14 protein-coding genes and 1 pseudogene are annotated in these 17,304 nt (G+C 45.5%); 3 read left to right on the plus strand and 12 right to left on the minus strand.

The features are described from left to right. Positions 1-76: 76 nt before the first annotated feature. Together G3W54_RS14920 and G3W54_RS14925 are read left to right on the plus strand one after the other, a co-directional pair. Complete coding sequence (locus G3W54_RS14920) at positions 77-1,858, plus strand: monovalent cation:proton antiporter-2 (CPA2) family protein (protein WP_162654071.1); 1,782 nt, start codon at positions 77-79, stop codon at positions 1,856-1,858. Continuing rightward, positions 1,859-3,292 (plus strand): MATE family efflux transporter, encoded by a 1,434-nt coding sequence (locus G3W54_RS14925; RefSeq protein WP_244627948.1) that lies wholly within the window; start codon positions 1,859-1,861, stop codon positions 3,290-3,292. On the opposite strand, the gene G3W54_RS14930 is transcribed toward G3W54_RS14925, so the two are convergent. The 3 genes and pseudogenes from G3W54_RS14930 to G3W54_RS14940 all read right to left on the minus strand — a co-directional run. Beyond that, a complete protein-coding gene (locus G3W54_RS14930; protein WP_162654072.1) occupies positions 3,289-4,113 on the minus strand; it encodes a patatin-like phospholipase family protein in 825 nt (274 codons plus the stop codon). The genes G3W54_RS14925 and G3W54_RS14930 overlap by 4 nt on opposite strands. A 24-nt stretch (positions 4,114-4,137) precedes the next feature. Continuing rightward, a complete protein-coding gene (gene rsmD / locus G3W54_RS14935; protein WP_162654073.1) occupies positions 4,138-4,695 on the minus strand; it encodes a 16S rRNA (guanine(966)-N(2))-methyltransferase RsmD in 558 nt (185 codons plus the stop codon). Positions 4,696-4,885: 190 nt separating this feature from the next. Beyond that, positions 4,886-6,013 (minus strand): annotated as a pseudogene (locus G3W54_RS14940) (pseudouridine synthase); the annotation flags it as partial. Positions 6,014-6,098: 85 nt separating this feature from the next. Between G3W54_RS14940 and G3W54_RS14945 the strand changes: the two are divergent. Further along, positions 6,099-6,533, plus strand: coding sequence for a nucleoside deaminase (locus tag G3W54_RS14945; RefSeq protein WP_162654447.1), 435 nt, complete (start codon positions 6,099-6,101; stop codon positions 6,531-6,533). Between the two features lie 4 nt (positions 6,534-6,537). Here G3W54_RS14945 and G3W54_RS14950 read toward each other — a convergent pair whose 3' ends face one another. From G3W54_RS14950 to G3W54_RS14990, 9 genes are all read right to left on the minus strand, one after another. Then, positions 6,538-7,152, minus strand: coding sequence for a hypothetical protein (locus tag G3W54_RS14950; protein WP_162654075.1), 615 nt, complete (start codon positions 7,150-7,152; stop codon positions 6,538-6,540). Between the two features lie 183 nt (positions 7,153-7,335). Next, positions 7,336-10,272: an isoleucine--tRNA ligase gene (ileS, locus tag G3W54_RS14955; protein WP_162654076.1), complete on the minus strand. Its 2,937-nt coding sequence runs from the start codon at positions 10,270-10,272 to the stop codon at positions 7,336-7,338. A gap of 293 nt (positions 10,273-10,565) precedes the next feature. Continuing rightward, positions 10,566-11,336, minus strand: a complete 771-nt coding sequence (locus tag G3W54_RS14960; protein ID WP_162654077.1) for an SDR family oxidoreductase — start codon at positions 11,334-11,336, stop codon at positions 10,566-10,568. Continuing rightward, positions 11,333-12,082, minus strand: a complete 750-nt coding sequence (locus G3W54_RS14965) for an SDR family oxidoreductase (RefSeq protein WP_162654078.1) — start codon at positions 12,080-12,082, stop codon at positions 11,333-11,335. The genes G3W54_RS14960 and G3W54_RS14965 overlap by 4 nt, the downstream gene beginning before the upstream one ends. Continuing rightward, positions 12,075-13,058, minus strand: a complete 984-nt coding sequence (locus tag G3W54_RS14970) for a bifunctional riboflavin kinase/FAD synthetase (protein WP_162654079.1) — start codon at positions 13,056-13,058, stop codon at positions 12,075-12,077. The genes G3W54_RS14965 and G3W54_RS14970 overlap by 8 nt, the downstream gene beginning before the upstream one ends. Before the next feature lie 13 nt (positions 13,059-13,071). Beyond that, on the minus strand, positions 13,072-13,920 hold the full coding sequence (locus G3W54_RS14975; protein ID WP_162654080.1) for a TIGR01459 family HAD-type hydrolase: 849 nt from the start codon (positions 13,918-13,920) through the stop codon (positions 13,072-13,074). Positions 13,921-14,119: 199 nt separating this feature from the next. Continuing rightward, a complete protein-coding gene (locus G3W54_RS14980; RefSeq protein WP_174244253.1) occupies positions 14,120-15,262 on the minus strand; it encodes a substrate-binding domain-containing protein in 1,143 nt (380 codons plus the stop codon). Positions 15,263-15,336: 74 nt separating this feature from the next. Beyond that, on the minus strand, positions 15,337-16,464 hold the full coding sequence (locus G3W54_RS14985; protein WP_162654081.1) for an ABC transporter permease: 1,128 nt from the start codon (positions 16,462-16,464) through the stop codon (positions 15,337-15,339). 19 nt (positions 16,465-16,483) lie between these two features. Continuing rightward, positions 16,484-17,251, minus strand: a complete 768-nt coding sequence (locus G3W54_RS14990; protein WP_162654082.1) for an ATP-binding cassette domain-containing protein — start codon at positions 17,249-17,251, stop codon at positions 16,484-16,486. Between the last annotated feature and the right edge of the window lie 53 nt (positions 17,252-17,304).

The raw sequence follows: 17,304 nt of genomic DNA on the forward strand, positions 1-17,304 counted from the left end.
TAATAGCGAGTATATCAAGACAATCATGTCCTACATCACAAACTTGTAATCATTGCCGCGAATGGAATTCATTTAAATGGCCGAAGCTGATGCCAATCTTTTCAATTATGCGATTGTGTTATTAGGAAGTGCCGTTATTGCAGCACCTCTATTTAAACGCATCGGTTTAGGCACGGTTTTAGGCTACCTGACAGCCGGCATCGTCATCGGACCTATACTGGGGTTCATTGCAGATAGTGAGAAGATTTTGCATGTCGCAGAGTTAGGTGTTGTGCTCCTTCTTTTCATCATTGGTCTGGAATTGAAACCCTCTCGCCTTTGGCGCATGCGGCGTGACATCCTTGGAATGGGCAGCATACAAGTGCTTGTGACAGGCTTGATATTGATGGCGTTTAGTTATTACTTTGCTGTAGACAGTATTTCGACAGCCATTGTTATCGGATTTAGTCTTGCCTTGTCATCAACAGCATTCACACTGCAAATTCTAAACGAAAGCGGTGATCTTAATCGATCCTATGGCCAAAAAGCTTTTTCGATCCTGCTTTTCCAAGACATTGCGATTATCCCACTCCTTGCATTGGTTGCAATTCTTGCACCAAGTGCAGACCCTAGCACCGATTCTATGTTGCAAGACGTGACGATTGCGGCACTTGCCATTATCTTTTTGATTTTAACGGGTCGATACTTACTCAACCCGCTTTTTCAAGTTATTGCGAGTACTGGCGCCAAGGAAGCCATGATTGCTGCGGCCCTGTTCGTCGTTTTAGCTGCCGGCGCCATGATGGAATATGCCGGACTTTCCATGGCGCTCGGTGCCTTCATCGCCGGAGTAATGCTATCAGAATCATCATTCCGGCACGAGCTTGAAGCAGATATCGAACCATTCCGTGGAATTTTACTCGGTTTGTTTTTCATGGCTGTCGGTTTGTCTCTCGATCTTCAAGTTATTTATGAAAATATGCTTTTGATCCTTTTGTCGGTCCCGATCATCATGTCCGTGAAGGCCATCGTCATTTATCAATTGTGTCGTGGGTTTGGTTCGCACTCAAACGAAGCAATTCGCGTAGCAAGCATTTTACCCCAAAGCGGTGAATTTGGTTTTGTAGCGTTTACAGCAGCTACCGCAAATCAACTACTATCGCAATCGACAGCATCAACACTTGTTGCCATTGTTACAATCTCCATGGCGCTTACTCCGCTGGTTGTTAGAGTTGGAAACATGCTATTATCCAATGTTGCAGATGAGGGCATGGAAGAAGATTTCAAGGACGCGGGATCCGATGTTTTGATGATCGGATTTTCTCGTTTTGGTCAAATTGCATCACAAGTTTTTCTAACCGGCGGAACGGATGTTACTATTCTTGATCAATCGGCAGAACGTATTCGCAATGCGCGGAAATTTGGGTTCCGAATTTACTTTGGCGATGGCCGCCGCCGCGATGTGCTCAAAGCAGCGGGAATTGAACGCGCAAAAATAGTTGCAGTCTGCACAAATGAGCGCGACACAACGGATAAAATCGTTGAACTTATTCGTTCCGAATATCCAAACGTAAAGCTTTTTGTTCGTTCATATGATCGTGCACACACGCTGGCACTGAGAGCGACGGGTGTTGAATACGAAATCCGAGAAACCTTCGAATCAGGCATCGAATTTGGCCGCAAAACACTAGAACATCTTGGTATGACAGAACAATTATCATCAGAAATATCTGATGAAGTCCGGCACCGCGATGAAGAACGCCTTGCTCTGCAAGAAGTAGACGGTGTTGCTGCAGGAGGCGATCGGATTTTGACAAAACCAATCAAACCTGAACCCTTGGTAAAGCCAAAACCAGATAATCAAGAAGGCAGCAATTAAATGGTGAGCGAAAAAACAGATGTTGTTGAAGCCCAACCGAAGTTTGTAACGGGTTCAACAATGCGTCATGTTATGACGATGACGGCAACCGGCTCCATCGGCCTTGTGGCAATCTTTTTAGTCGATGCATTTAACCTGTTTTACATTTCACTCCTTGGTGAAGATGAACTTGCTGCAGCTATTGGTTATGCCGGCACGCTGTTATTTTTCACAATGTCGCTTAATATCGGTCTCTCAATTGCCGCCACTGCACTCACATCACGTGCCTTAGGCAGTGGTGACAAGGCAGAGGCCCGCAATCTTGCAGGCGCATCTTTATTCTATATGTTTGCACTTTCGGCAATTGTCGTTGCTCTAGCCTATCCCTTTATAGATGACCTACTTGCCTGGATCGGCGCCACCGGAAACACTGCAGTTCTAGCCCAAGGTTATATGGAAATCGTTATATTATCTTTACCCGTTCTTGGCTTAGGAATGTGTTGCGCTTCGCTTCTAAGAGCAGTTGGTGACGCTAAAAGTGCAATGTATGTAACACTAGGCGCTGGTTTTCTCACAGCCATTTTAGATCCCCTATTTATTTTTGGTTTCGACATGGGAATAAACGGTGCCGCAACAGCGACCGTTATTTCGCGTTTTTTCATGGTTGGCTTCGGGTTCTATGTCCTAATTAAAACACATGACTTAATTGCATTCCCGACACTGCAAACAATCATTCGCGAGATTAAACCCTTCATGATTATTGGCGGCCCTGCCATTTTGACCCAACTGGCAACACCAATTGGAAACACCTACATGACTGCAACAGTTGCCGAATATGGAGACTCTGCCGTGGCCGGGTGGGCTGTTGTTGGCCGCATTATTCCAGTTGCTTTTGGTGCGTTATTTGCACTATCGGGCGCAATAGGCCCCATTCTTGGCCAAAATTTAGGTGCCCGTAAATTCCACCGGATTGAAGATGCAATTAAGGATAGTTTTATCTTTACCGCCGTTTACGTCATAGTCGTATCTGCGATTCTGGCGCTCGCACGTGAACCGATAGCCGATGTATTTGGTGCAACAGGTCAAGCACGAGACGTCATCACATTTTTCTGCCTCTGGATAGCCATCAGTTTTCTGTTCAACGGCATGTTATTTTCTGCAAATGCCGCATTTAATAATCTTGGGTTTGCCCTCTATTCAACCTTATTTAACTGGGGTCGCTCAACATTGGGTGTTATCCCCTTTGTTTGGATTGGCTCGCAATATTATGGTATTAATGGTGCTCTTGCGGGTTATGGTTTAGGAGCAGTCTTCTTTGGTATAGCGAGTGCGGTTGTTTGCTTACGTGTTGTCAAAAAACTTGCCGAGAAAGCAGATCACGAAGATCAAGACGGCTTGCATTATCCACCTGCTGCACAATCCCCATTCACAAGCGGTAAGGCATCCGCACTCTAACTTAAAGCGCGTTCTAGCTCTCGTTTGAGATCATCTCTTATACCAACACTCGACGCAAGAATTTCATCGGCTCGCAAGAAGTCCAACACGCGGAAATCATGGATATCGGGTACCAAGAATATATCCGGTGGTGATTTTTGGAGCCTGAGATCAATAATAGATTGCATCATCAATTGGCTTGCGCCAAAAGCCGCATCTGTCGTGCCGGGTATTTTACCGTCATCGCCATTTGGAAATCCTGCAACATCAATTGCAATCACAACATCCGCTACACCCTCAAGGTGATCAAACGGAAGCGGATTATAAATTCCACCATCAATCAAAAATCGTCCATCTCGTTTTACAGATTTAAACACTGCTGGAATAGCTGCCGATGCCGCTATGGCTGAATGCAGATCACCTTGGTCCATAATTGTTTCATGATGGCCATAATAATCCGTCGCTATCAGTTTTGTAGGAATTTTTAGATCATCAAAACTCAGTGGAATTTGCTCTGGCAGAAACGCAGATAGAATCCGTTCGATGTTAAACTGCCCGAGACTGACACCTTCTGAAAACACGGCACGCCAACCGGGGCGCCTTGCTTTCCACGCACGTGTCGCGATTTCCTTTGGATCATTAAGCGTATCATCAATAAAAGATCTGATATCTTGCCCGCTCATACCTGACGCCATGGCGGACCCCATGATTGCCCCCACAGATGTGCCACTTATGGCAACAGGTGTCAGGCCAAGTTCATCTAACACCTCGATGACATGGACATGAGCAAAACCACGCGCACCACCGCCACCAAATGCCACTGCAATTGTTTTGTCACTCATTTATAAGCTCCATCTATGATCACATTAGATGTTATAAATATAGAACCACATTCTGGTTTCGCCAAATGAACGCGCGTCCTGCAACTCAAACCGTTCATCAAGCTTTGGCTCTATGTCACTATGTTCTTCCAAGATGACTAAAGCTCCTTCTCGAAGCCACTCATGATCGGCTGCGGTGTTAATAGCTTTCTCACCCAAGCCTTGACTGTAAGGAGGGTCTGCAAACAGAATGTCAAATTTATCAACAGTCCCACGAGGACCAAGTTTTGTCGCGTCTCGACGGAAAACACGTGTGCAGCCCTGAAGTGCCAAGTTGTCAACATTCTGGCGTAGAAGCCCACGACCCTCTATACTCGTCTCCACGAACAAAACAAATTCTGCGCCACGTGAGAGTGCTTCAACTCCGACAGCACCAGTTCCAGCAAACAACTCAAGAACACGCCCATCTTTCAGATGGTCAGAGTAGCTGTGTGTGAGTATATTAAACAGGCTTTCACGTGTCCGATCTTTTGTCGGTCGAATATCATTACTTTTGGGAGCGGCAATGGGCCGCCCTTTATATTTACCTCCGACGATCCGCATTTGGTCCTTTTTTCATCTTGCTTTTAAAAGGTTTAGCGTTTTTGGAAGTATCGCCCTTATTAGAACTCGTCTTGCCGTTCGCATCACCACTTTTTTTTGAGCGAAACGTTTTTTGAGGGTCGAGCTTATCTTTAGATCGGTGCCAATTGCCTTTGGCAGGTTCGCGGCCTCGGTCAGCTACATCCTCTTTTTTCTCAACTGTTGGACGTGCCCCCTTACCCATCCATACATTAGCGGATCTATCACGCGGACCTCTGTAACCCGATTTTTTTTCTTCTTTAGGTTCGTCTTTATCAAACTTGCCTCGTTTGCTGCGATCTTCAAAACCGCCTGGCCTTGTGCTCAATCGATCACGTGCACGTTCTTTGCGTTCAACTTCTGTAAGTTTTCGGCGAGGTTTCCACTCCGCAGCTTTCTCACGCTCTTCCTTGCTCTCATGTTCGCGAAGTGGCGCATCAAAATTAGCACCCGAATCTTCTATCAAGCGTGGTCCAAGTTGATCGCGCAACATTCTGCCACGCACTTCAACAACTTTTCCTTCTTCAAGTTCTGCCAATTGGAACGGACCGTAAGAAAGACGGATCAGGCGGTTTACATCAAGCCCAAGTGCGCCAAGCACGACTTTAATTTCGCGATTTTTTCCCTCGCGCAGACCCATCGTGATCCATACGTTAGAACCCTGAACACGATCTAACGTGGCTTCAATCGAGCCATAAAGCACGCCTTCTACTGCGATACCGTCCTTAAGCTCATCTAGTTGAGCCTGATCAATCTTACCATGCGCACGCACACGATAACGGCGAAGCCAACCCGTGGATGGTAGTTCCAAAGTGCGTGCAAGTCCCCCATCATTGGTTAGGAGCAAAAGACCCTCAGTATTGATATCCAAACGACCAATAGACATCACGCGGGGCAATTCTTCTGGCAGTTTTTCAAATACGGTTGGACGTCCCTCAGGATCATTATTTGTCGTCACAAGACCTTGTGGTTTATAATATAACCAAAGTCTCGTACGCTCAATTGAAGCGACAGGCTTGTCATCTACTTCGATATTATCCGTGCTCGATACATTCAGTGCAGGCGTATCCAGCACTTTTCCGTTGACCTTCACACGGCCTTCTTCAATCATTCGCTCAACTTCGCGTCTGGATGCAACACCCGAACGGGCAAGAACTTTTGCTATTCGGCCTTCGACCAGAACGGGGGCGGATTCCACCTTTTCAGGAGAAGAAGAACGCTTATCATCGCGCTTAAATGGCTTTTTGTCGCCTGATTTTGTTTTATTGCCACGAAATGGGGGCTTGTCTTGTTTGCTCATATGGTGTTTGCCTCTGCTTGGGGCTGTCCTATCAGTTTCATGCAGCAAGGTTAAGGAAATAATTCTATTGGCAAAAGAAAGCTTTATGAATTTTGCGATTGAGGAAGCTAAACTTGCTTCCCAGCGCGATGAAGTGCCTGTTGGCGCCGTTATCGTCAAAGATAACGAGATTATTGCCAGAGCAGGTAATCGCACACGAGAATTGAACGATGTAACAGCGCATGCGGAGATTTTGGCTATTCGTCAGGCATCACAGATCCTGAATTCTGAACGCCTAACCAACCTTGACCTTTATGTAACGTTAGAGCCATGCGCGATGTGCGCCGCTGCTATTTCTTTTGCTCGCATTCGGCGCCTTTATATTGGCACTGAAGATGTGAAGGGTGGCGCGGTCTTAAATGGTCCTCGTTTTTTTCAACAAGATACCTGCCATCATTCACCGGAGGTTTATTCTGGGTTTAATGAAGCGATGTGTGCTGACATATTAAAGAGCTTCTTCTTAAAGCAACGGGAAAACTAACTTATTAGCGTTTCCAAACTTGCCACCAGCGCTTACCGGTGCCCTTTACAGTTGCGCCAGCTTTAGCAAGACGTTCTTTTGTCTTTTCTGTTTCACCAAGCTCACCAATAGGTGCTGTATTTGCAGGAGTTTTATAGCCCGCAGGTGGATCAGATAAATAGCGGCGGTCTTTATACTGACCTTTTTGTAGCTTCCGAGCTTCCAAATACGCCTGGCGTTGTTGCTTTTTAGTTAAGCGCTGATTAGCGCGGTCCGGACCAGTTAGCGCTGAACGATAGCCTAACTTACCCCTGTTCGCATCTGCATCAGCGACCAGACGATCCCTGATCTCTTCGGGAGATTCTGGCCAAATTTGCTCGTTCTTCACCACACTTGTCTGCGGTTCAGGCAAAGCGGACCCTGCAGGCGGCTGAACTAAATCAGGGCGCGGCTTGTAATCAATATCAGCACCTTTTTGCGTCTTAAGCGACGCAAGATTGCCCAAATCATCTATCAGCTGTTCCGACGAGGTTTTATCCGTACCATAAGTCGGAGAGGATAAGCAGCCACTCAGCGACAAACACGCTAAAAGCAATACAGAACCTGAAACAAATTTTTTGATATTTTCAGTCAGTAACATCCGTCAATCCCACTCAAAAACGCCCAATTCAATACTCAATAACCACAGATTCCGGCTTATTTCAGGCAGCTTTTACCTGATCGGAACAAAATTCGCAATCATCGTTACGTCATTGTTACTCCAAGGCGAATAACAAAACATGAAGCAGGACCATTAATCAAGGCCCAGCTTCATTCGTATATTCTATAAACGCCCCAATGCTTTAAGTTCCTTCAACACCGCAGCATCACGTGCAGATACATCTGGATAATCGGCATCAGAGCCAACATCATTGGTTACGCGCCAGGAACGTGCGCATTTCTTACCGGTTGCAAGTTCTGGCACCACGCCCACGGATGCAGTATCTTCAAGAACAAAAGCACCATCCGGTGCCTGACCGGAATGCATGCTGATATCTGATGTGATGCAGATATCAGCAAAGTTCATATCCGAAACGACTGCAAGCAACTCATCATCATCGATATAAACAACAGGAGCGGCTTCCAAAGATGAACCAATGCGCTTTTCACGGCGTTCAATTTCAAGAGCACCTGTGACAACACGGCGAACCGTTTTTACCTTCTGCCATTTATCTGCCAAGGCCTGATCAACCCAGGCTGAATCAACATCAGCGAATTGTGCGAGATGAACTGACTTTGCTTCCGGATAACGCGATAGCCAACTTTCTTCCATTGTAAAGGGAAGCATTGGTGCCATCCATGTCACAAGACAATCAAAGATTTTAGCAATTGTTTGCAATGAGGCTTTGCGCGTCAGGCTTGATGGCCCCTCACAATAAAGCGTGTCTTTTCGAATATCAAAATAGAAAGCTGATAGCTCCAAATTCATAAAGTTCGAAAGACTTGCAAAAACGCGTTTGAAATCAAAATCATCATAGCCCTTGCGCACGACAGCATCTAACTCCGCCAAACGATGCAGCATCAAGCGCTCCAACTCCGGCAATTCTGAATGCGCAACTTTCTCGCCATCATAATGGGCAAGTGTGCCGAGCATCCAGCGCAATGAGTTCCGCATTTTACGGTAGGCATCGATCGATGTTTTCAATATCTCAGGCCCGATACGCAGATCTTCAGCATAATCAGCCGAGGACACCCACAAGCGCAAAATATCAGCTCCTGATTGTTTGATAACTTCCTGCGGCGTTACAACATTGCCAAGAGACTTGGACATTTTCCGTCCATCTTCGGCCATCACGAAACCATGCGTCAGCACAGCATCATAGGGCGCACGGCCACGTGTTCCGCAACTTTCAAGCAATGATGAATGGAACCAACCACGGTGTTGATCCGAACCTTCAAGATAAAGATCCGCTGGCCATTTCAGATCCGGGCGTTCTTCTAGGCAAAAAGCATGCGTGGAGCCAGAATCAAACCAAACATCCAAGATATCTCGCACCTGTTCCCACTCATCAGGATTAGCGACCATCCCCTCTAGGAAACGTTCCTTTGCACCATCAGCAAACCATGCATCGGCACCTTCTTGTTTAAATGCATCTTTGATACGGCTCGCCAACTCGTCAGATTTAGCAAAATCTGGACCCGGGATAATTTCATTGGTTTCAGGATTTCGGAATACGCAAATTGGAACACCCCAAGCGCGTTGACGTGATAGAACCCAATCTGGACGCTGCTCGATCATTGTACGAAGGCGGTTTTGTCCTGCAGCAGGTACAAAACGAGTTTCATCAATCGCTGCAAGTGCCGTTTGGCGAAGCGTTCCTGCATTGCTGGTTGATGCATTGCCTATAACACCATCTTTGTCCATATATACAAACCACTGAGGTGTATTGCGGAAAATGATCGGTTTTTTAGAACGCCAGGAATGTGGGTATTCGTGCTTTACACGACCACGTGCGAAGAGATTATTCTCGCCAATAAGCGCTGTGATCACTGCTTGGTTGGCTTTACCCTTCTTACCTTTATCATCGATAACGCGAACATCGCCAAACCCAGGCGCCTCTTCCGTGTAAGATCCGTCGTCTGCAACAGGGAACGGAATATCAGACGAGATACCTTGCGCTTCAATCTCATTGCGGCGAGCTACCCAGATTTCAAAGTCATCACGACCATGACTAGGCGCTGTGTGCACAAAACCAGTACCTGCATCATCAGACACATGATCCCCGTCAAGCAACGGTACATTGTATGTATAAGCTTCGTTGAAGCCGCGCAACGGATGCGCACATGTGATGGAAGCAAACTCTTTGCTTGTCACATCACGAACACGCTTGAATTCAACCTTGGCTTTTTCAGCACATTCTTGCGCCAGCGCATCAGCAAAAATCATTTTATCGCCCGCTTGTGGCCCAAAATCGTTTTCAGCAGATGCGACTTCATAAAGACCATAATTGATCTTAGATGAATAGCAGATTGCACGGTTTCCGGGGATCGTCCAAGGCGTCGTTGTCCAGATAACAACAGATAAACCAATGAGGTCTTCTGGACCCTTTACAATTGGAAACTTCGTCCAGATCGTATCAGATTCATACATCTCATATTCGATTTCAGCTTCCGCTAACGCGGTGCGCTCGACAACAGACCACATGATTGGTTTCGAACCACGGTAAAGCTGACCAGACTGTGCGAATTTCATCAACTCGCCAGCAATTATGGCTTCTGATGAGAAATTCATCGTTTTGTAAGGCTTTTCAAAATCACCCTCGACACCTAGGCGGCGGAATTCATCTGTTTGTACACCAATCCAATGATCTGCAAAGTCACGACACTCCTGGCGAAATTCGTTGATTGGCACGTCGTCTTTATCTTTACCCTTAGCGCGGTATTGTTCTTCGATCTTCCATTCAATTGGAAGGCCATGACAATCCCAACCAGGTACATAATTTGCATCATACCCACGCATTTGAAATGAGCGAGTAATCATATCTTTTAGGATTTTATTGAGCGCATGACCGATATGCAAATTACCGTTCGCATAGGGAGGGCCATCATGAAGTACATATTGCGGCCTGCCTTTGGAAGTTTCGCGCAGCTCTTTGTAAAGCCCCATCTCGTCCCATTTTGCAATCCAACTTGGCTCCATTTTTGGAAGACCAGCGCGCATCGGGAAATCTGTTTTGGGCAGGTTAAGTGTTTTTGAATAATCGAATGTTTCGTCTGTCATAATATTGGCTTTTTATCTGCCTTACGCCCGAGCTTTCTTTGCTCACAGACAATAAGGATATTTACGTAGATATGAAGGGCGACGTTGCAACGTCAAAATCCCGGGACTCCACTATGATTACAAATGTAATTACGCGAAGACCGGGCTCATAATTCGAATTATTCGAACTGCTATTTTCAATGATAAGCTCAACAAATCAAATCTCTTGTTCATTTCAAACATGTATTAGATGTTTTTTGCCTACAAGAAAAGTGTTTTTGTTGTCTAAAACCATAGGGTCGCCACCAGAGATTTTACCAAACGGCGCGGTCCAGTTTGTCATAGATGATCTTGCGCATCAGTTTGGTCATGAAATTGGGGGCAATTTTTCCTAAAAAGCCAGTAATCTTAGCGACACCGCCAGGGTGAAGAGTTTTAGCGTTCCGAGATGCCGCATTCAATATTCTGATTGCCACCTCTTCTGGCATCATTCGCTTTTCTGCACTTGCACCCTTTGGGGCATGGCGTTCAGCATGGGCTGTTCGAACAGGCCCTGGAAAAATGGTCGTAACCGCAATACCTCTTTTTGCGAAAGGTTTGCGAATGCTTTTGGCAAAAATAGCAATTGCATCCTTACTTGCACCGTACACAGACGCACCCGGATATCCCGTCGCATGAGAAAGCGATGAGATGAAGATCAAATTGGTATTGTCCGCGTAGCAATTCTCCCGAGCCATTGCGATTGAAGCCTGCATTGGGAAACCTGCATTCAATCTGATAAGGTTTTCGTAGGCTTTTGGATCAATCTCTTCAAACTTTCCAGTTGCTGAAATGCCGGCATTATGAATAATGAGGTCGCATTTTCCGATGTTTTTGAGTTGCTCAATCAACTTGTTAACTGATTTTGAGTTAACAAGATTAATATCAATGTATTTCAATAGATTAGAATCAAAATTCTTCTGTAACTTTACATTATTGACATCAATTGCAATGACTTCCACGCCTTGTAGGATAAGCTTCTCGCACAATGCCAGACCAATGCCGCTTGCCGCACCCGTTACCATTGCTCTATGCCACCTTTTCACGATTTATCCCCCGTTGTCCGCGTCTTTACCGATTGGCTATTTGAGAACATCCAGCTCTTTAGCTTAGCGCCCATAAACACTGTTGCTTTCATTTTCCTCGTCTGCATTAATCTTGCGATCTCTGAAGCCATTACATTTGCTGGAACAAATAGATGTTTCTCCCATCCCAGTTTATATCCAGCTTTTTCAAGCATTGGCGTTAAGGTTGGTCCGGGGTGAATGACCTGAACGCCAATCCTATCTTGCCATTCGGATTGTAAGGCGCGGGCAAACCCGTTTAGGCCAGCCTTCGAGGCGGCATAGCTTGCCATTTGAGGCGAACCCTTATGTGCGATAGAACCAATCAGAGTGATTTTGCCAGCAGAATCCTCTAACAATGATACAAGCTCTCTGGTCAGCAATATCGGGAATGTTAGGTTAACGCTGATGGTATTTCCAATTCCAAGAAGTTCCTCATCAAATGGGGATGCATAAATGCCCATTCCAGCACATTGAACAATGTGATCAAGAACTTCTATGCCAAATGCATCAAGTGCATTTGATATTGTCTGAACTGCAGCGTGAGGATTGGAAAAATCAGCCTGAATATATGACACATTTTCGGCAAAGGAATAATCGATATCTGACAGAGGCCGACGTCCAACGAGAATAAGACGGTGAGTTTGCTCAAGGCATTTTGCAAGCTCAAGTCCAATGCCGGAACTCGCTCCAGTTATTAGAGTGAGTTTTTGTACCTCTTTAGCCATTAAAACACATGGCTTGATCAAGCGGACTTATAGGTGAAATAGTTGATAGAACCTGACGTGCCTCAGCTTCATCGTCTTTCATCTGAACAACAAGAGCATCTAATCCATCGAATTTAGCTTCTTCGCGAAGGTATGAAACAAGACTTACTTGGCAAGTCTGCCCATATATATCTCCATCAAAATCGAATATATATGTCTCAAGTACCGGTTCACCATTATCTTCAACAGTAGGACGAATGCCAAAACTTGCGACACCATCATAAAGCTTACCATTATCAAGTCTAAAACGAACGGCATAAATACCCGTCTTTAGCCCACCATCATCAGACAGTGAAATGTTTGCTGTTGGATAACCTAACGTGCGTCCGAGTTGCTTACCTTTGACAACCACGCCTGAAACCGTGAAGTGATATCCTAATAGCGAATTTGCTTCGCCCAATTCGCCATCCTTCAAAAAAGATCGAATTCTACTTGATGAAATGACCTGGCTACCCTCATCACGGAACGCATCAACAAGTGTGACGCCAAAATCATTTATCTTACCAGCCTCCATTAGGAACGCCGGACCACCTTCGCGCCCTTTACCAAAATGGAAATCAAATCCTGTAACAATATGAGATGCACCAAGCTGTTCAATCAAAACATGCTGTATGAAATCATCGGCAGACTTACCTGCAAAGTCGCGGGTAAAGTTTTGCTCGATCACTGCATCAAACCCTAAAACCTCCAGAACTCTTGCCTTTAATGACGCTGGAGATAAACGATAAGGCGCATTTTCAGGTTGAAAGATGGCTCGAGGATGAGGTTCGAATGTCATGACCAATGAAGGTACATTTGCGTCTTGCGAAATTTCCAGAGCACGATCCAAAACGGACTGATGCCCACGATGCACGCCATCAAAATTTCCAATAGCGACGACACCGCCACGCAATGTTTCAGAAAGGGATGTCTCTCCTGAGAAACGCTTAATCCGCATACTTAGAGCCCACCTAACATACCCATTCCATCCAGTAGTTAGGACGCACACCTTGTTTGGCTAAAAAGCCTGTAAGCTTTAACTCATCAATATTATCACTATCGCCATAATTCTGGATATGAATTCCATGGGCAACAAACACCAGATCAAGACCATAATTTATAGCACCCTTCACATCTGTCGGCATTCCGTCGCCTATCGCAACAACGCGAGATTGGTCAATCTCACCTCTAATTTTAGATGCTATTTCGAGGGCAGTTTGATACATCGGCTTATGCGGCTTCCCTGCGACATAGACGTCACCGCCAATTTGTTTATAAAGCTGGGCAACCGCACCGGCACAAGGAATCATTCGCTCACCACGCTCGACAATCAGGTCAGGGTTGGCACACACAAATGGCAAATTTCGCGCCTTGAATTCCGCTAACATATCTGAGTAATCTTCTGGTTTTTCAACATTATCATCAAACATACCGGTACAAACAATAGCTTCAGCTTCTTCCGCTTTTACGCGCACAACATCCAAACCATCTAATATTTGCAAATCACGGTCAGGGCCCAAGAAGAAAACGTTTTTTGGCATCTGTTTTATAAGATGTCGTGTTAGATCACCCGAAGTGACAATGTCATCATAAGCCTCTGGGGGAACGCCAAGCATTTCAAGCTGGGATGCAACACCTTGCTTTCGACGTGGCGAGTTTGTGATTAGAATTACCGTTTTTCCAGCTTCACGTAGAGCCGACAGTACTTTTGGTGCGCCTTCATAAACACTCACGCCATTATGCAGCACACCCCAGACATCACTTAAAATGACATCATATTTGTCACCAAGGTCAGTTAGGCTTTTCAATTTTTCAAGCATGAAGCGGCCTCCAAACACAGCTATCAAATGATTATGCTGTCTTGAAGCAACTGGCGGATAAACTCAAGTAGAAAGATTGAATTTTGGTCTCTCAAGCAAGAAGCTTGCAAGCGACAAAGAAAAACCACGCAAATGATTTCTCAAGTTGCGTGGTTTGTAAGACGCGCTTGGGGGGGGGCGCCTCTTTTGAACTTTAAGATTACCGATCTAAAGCGCCAACACCGGAGAAGCGGAATGCTTCTTTTTCAAGATTATCAATCTCTTCAGCACTCATTTGATCATGTGCAACAGTGATACGACCGAGAAATACCAATGGCATTTCATCGTTGCGACCTTCCATATCGGCTTTAATAGCTTCTGCAGTTGCGGCACCAACATCATCACCCATACGCATAGGCGTTGCATCAAGTTCACCGCGACGGATTGCATCTAGCTCAAGGCCTGTACCACCCCAACCAGTTGAGAAAATATCTTTCTCCTTACCAGCTGCAACCTGTGCTTCAACAGATCCCATCGACATTGCAGTATTGGCATTGTGGATGACCGTTGCTTCAGGATAGGCTTGTAGGATCAAGTTGGTTCCCGCAAATCCGCCTTCGCGCTGGTATTCGCCATAATGTTCATACACAACATTCCAGTTACCTTTTTCAGCTACGCAATCTTTGAAGTCACCAGAACGTTGATTGTCCGTAATACCGGGAATCCCTCGGTTCATTGCATAGGTAACGTCCTTACCTAGGCGCCCAACCATATAATCACAGATTTTTATGGCCCCGTAAGCCGATGAGAAATCAAGCCACATGTCAGGCTGGTTTTTAAGATATTTAAGTGGTGTATGGAATGCCCAAACAAATGTATCAAAATCATCTTCTGCTGCAAGCTTATCAATATTGTCAGCTTGCGTTGCCAGCTCTGAGGGACCAAAAATAACATAGTCATACAGGTCTTTATCTTGCGCAACCTGAGTTGCATAAGTTGACTGAAGAGAATGCTCAATCTGGCGCGATGCAAATTCAGTTGTTTTGTATGTTATGCCTAGCTGGTCGAGACGTTTTGTCAAAGCTAGATATGCACGTGCCCAAAAATCAGATGTGTCGGCGGATGGATAAATCAAGGCGATTTCAATCGGTTTTTCTTGTGAAACAGAAAGCTTTACAGCATCTGCGCCGGTAGCAGCCTGCAACGCCTCGAGTGAACCTTCTTTGTTAACTTGTTCAAATAACCAATAGTCGCGATCTGCATCACCATCCATTGCTTTAAGCGGCAAATCTTGCGCCATTGCGGTGCTAGACAATGCCATCGCACTTGTCAGCAATAAAGCCTTTAAGATATTGTATTTCATAATATTCCTCCCGTTTATGTATTATAATATGACCTGTTTGCGATCAAACAAGACCTCTTTTGGCTATCTCAAGCTTAATTGCTTGGAACACCACCTCCTGCGAACAGAAATCCCAGTATGAGTAAGACTGCAATTCCACACATTAGACCGACCCCAAGTTTTATTGTCTTAAGACCGTCGGGTGACAACAGACCAGCTAGCAGTCCACGAGCACCATCTCGATCTTTCTTCTCAAGCCAGGTGTAAAGAGCAACTGACGAAACAATTACGACCCCGGAGGCAACTGATTGCCAGAAAAACTCGATCCTCAATGTCACCAACGCATTGACCATCATCGCAAGCAACATAACACCTGCAAACGATCCGATTAATGAACCACGACCACCGAATAAAGACGTCCCTCCAACCACAACAGCTGCAATAACATGCAAGTTAAAATAAGGTGCGGATGTCGCCTGAATAGCGTTCAGTTTTCCTGTCAACATCACACCAGCAAGGCCAGCAGCAGCCCCCATCAAAACATAAGCATAAATGCGATGACGATCGACTGAGATACCGGTCATTTCAGCAGCTTCAGGACTGGATCCAATTGCGATTGTATATCGCCCGAAATAGGTTTTTCGGAGTAAAATGAATCCGCCGATCATGGTTGCAATACCGATAAGAACCGGCACCGGCAAGAAAAATGGAATCCGTTCGCGGCCTATTGTTGTAATAAGATCTGGAAAACGAGATAGCACTAGACCCTTTGCCAGAATAAGTGCAAACCCACGATAAACCAGATCCATCGCTAAAGTGCCAATTAGATCTGGAACTTTAAGGCGTGTAATCACCAAGCCGTTGATAAGACCAAGGATGGCGCCAAACATGATACCAATTAAAACTGCAATCCAAGCCGGAAAATCGTAAACCTTGATCGAAAACGCCATCACAATACCAGTGAGAGCCGCAACTGAGCCTATAGATAAATCAATGCCTCTTTGGGTAATGACAAATGTCATTGCCATTGCCATCGGCATATAAAGTGCTGCATCCAACAGAATGATTTCCATGTTCGATGCACGGAAATAACGAGCGGGTTCCACAATACCCATGAAGATGATTACAGCGAGGATCATGGCAACCGGGCCGATAAAACCAATATAAGGTTCAATCCTATCTTTAAATGTCAGCGCTGAGTTATCTTGTATAATAGTGTTCATTGTTCTTCCCTAAAAGCGCTTAAGCTGCCGCTTCATTGACCGCGCCAACGATCATTCCCAAAATTTCTTCATTATTTGTATTCTCAGTGGTCAACACTCCGGCTTTCTTACCGCGCCTCATCACGTGAACACGATCTGAAACTTCCATCACATCATCCAATGAATGAGAAATAAGAATAACCGCCAACCCCTGAGCCTTAAGTGTTTTTATGAGCGTTAAAGTGCGTGCTGTTTCCTGCGGGCCAAGGGCCGCAGTGGGTTCATCCATAACCAAAACACGTAAATTTGCATTATAAACCGCGCGTGCAATCGCCACAGCCTGGCGTTGACCACCCGACAGGCTGGATGTTTCGGCATCCATACTACGTAAGGTAACGCCTAAACGTTCCTTGAGCACGCGCTTGGCCTCTGAGCGCATTTTTTTATTATCCAGAAATGTCATTCCAAAAAAGTTTCTAGTGAGTTCTGAGCCCAAAAAAAGATTGGCGGCAGGATCTAGATGATCAGCGAGCGCAAGCGTTTGATATACAGCATCAATACCAACCTTGATTGCATCGGCATGGCTATTCATCTCAAGAGGACTATCGTCGAGCGAAATAGACCCTTGAGTTGGCTGATAAACACCGGTCAAAATTTTAATAAGTGTAGATTTTCCAGCGCCGTTATCTCCAACGATTGCCAGGACTTCACCTGAATAGGCATCAAGATCAACGTCATTGAGTGCGACCACACCACCAAATTTCTTCACAATGCCACGCATTGAAATTATGGGCTTCTTCTCGACCATTATTCCTCCCAAAAGGCAACAGAAAGCCGTTTCCCAAAATACGCCACGCGCAT

It is taken from the genome of Lentilitoribacter sp. Alg239-R112, assembly GCF_900537175.1.
Classification (GTDB): domain Bacteria; phylum Pseudomonadota; class Alphaproteobacteria; order Rhizobiales; family Rhizobiaceae; genus Lentilitoribacter.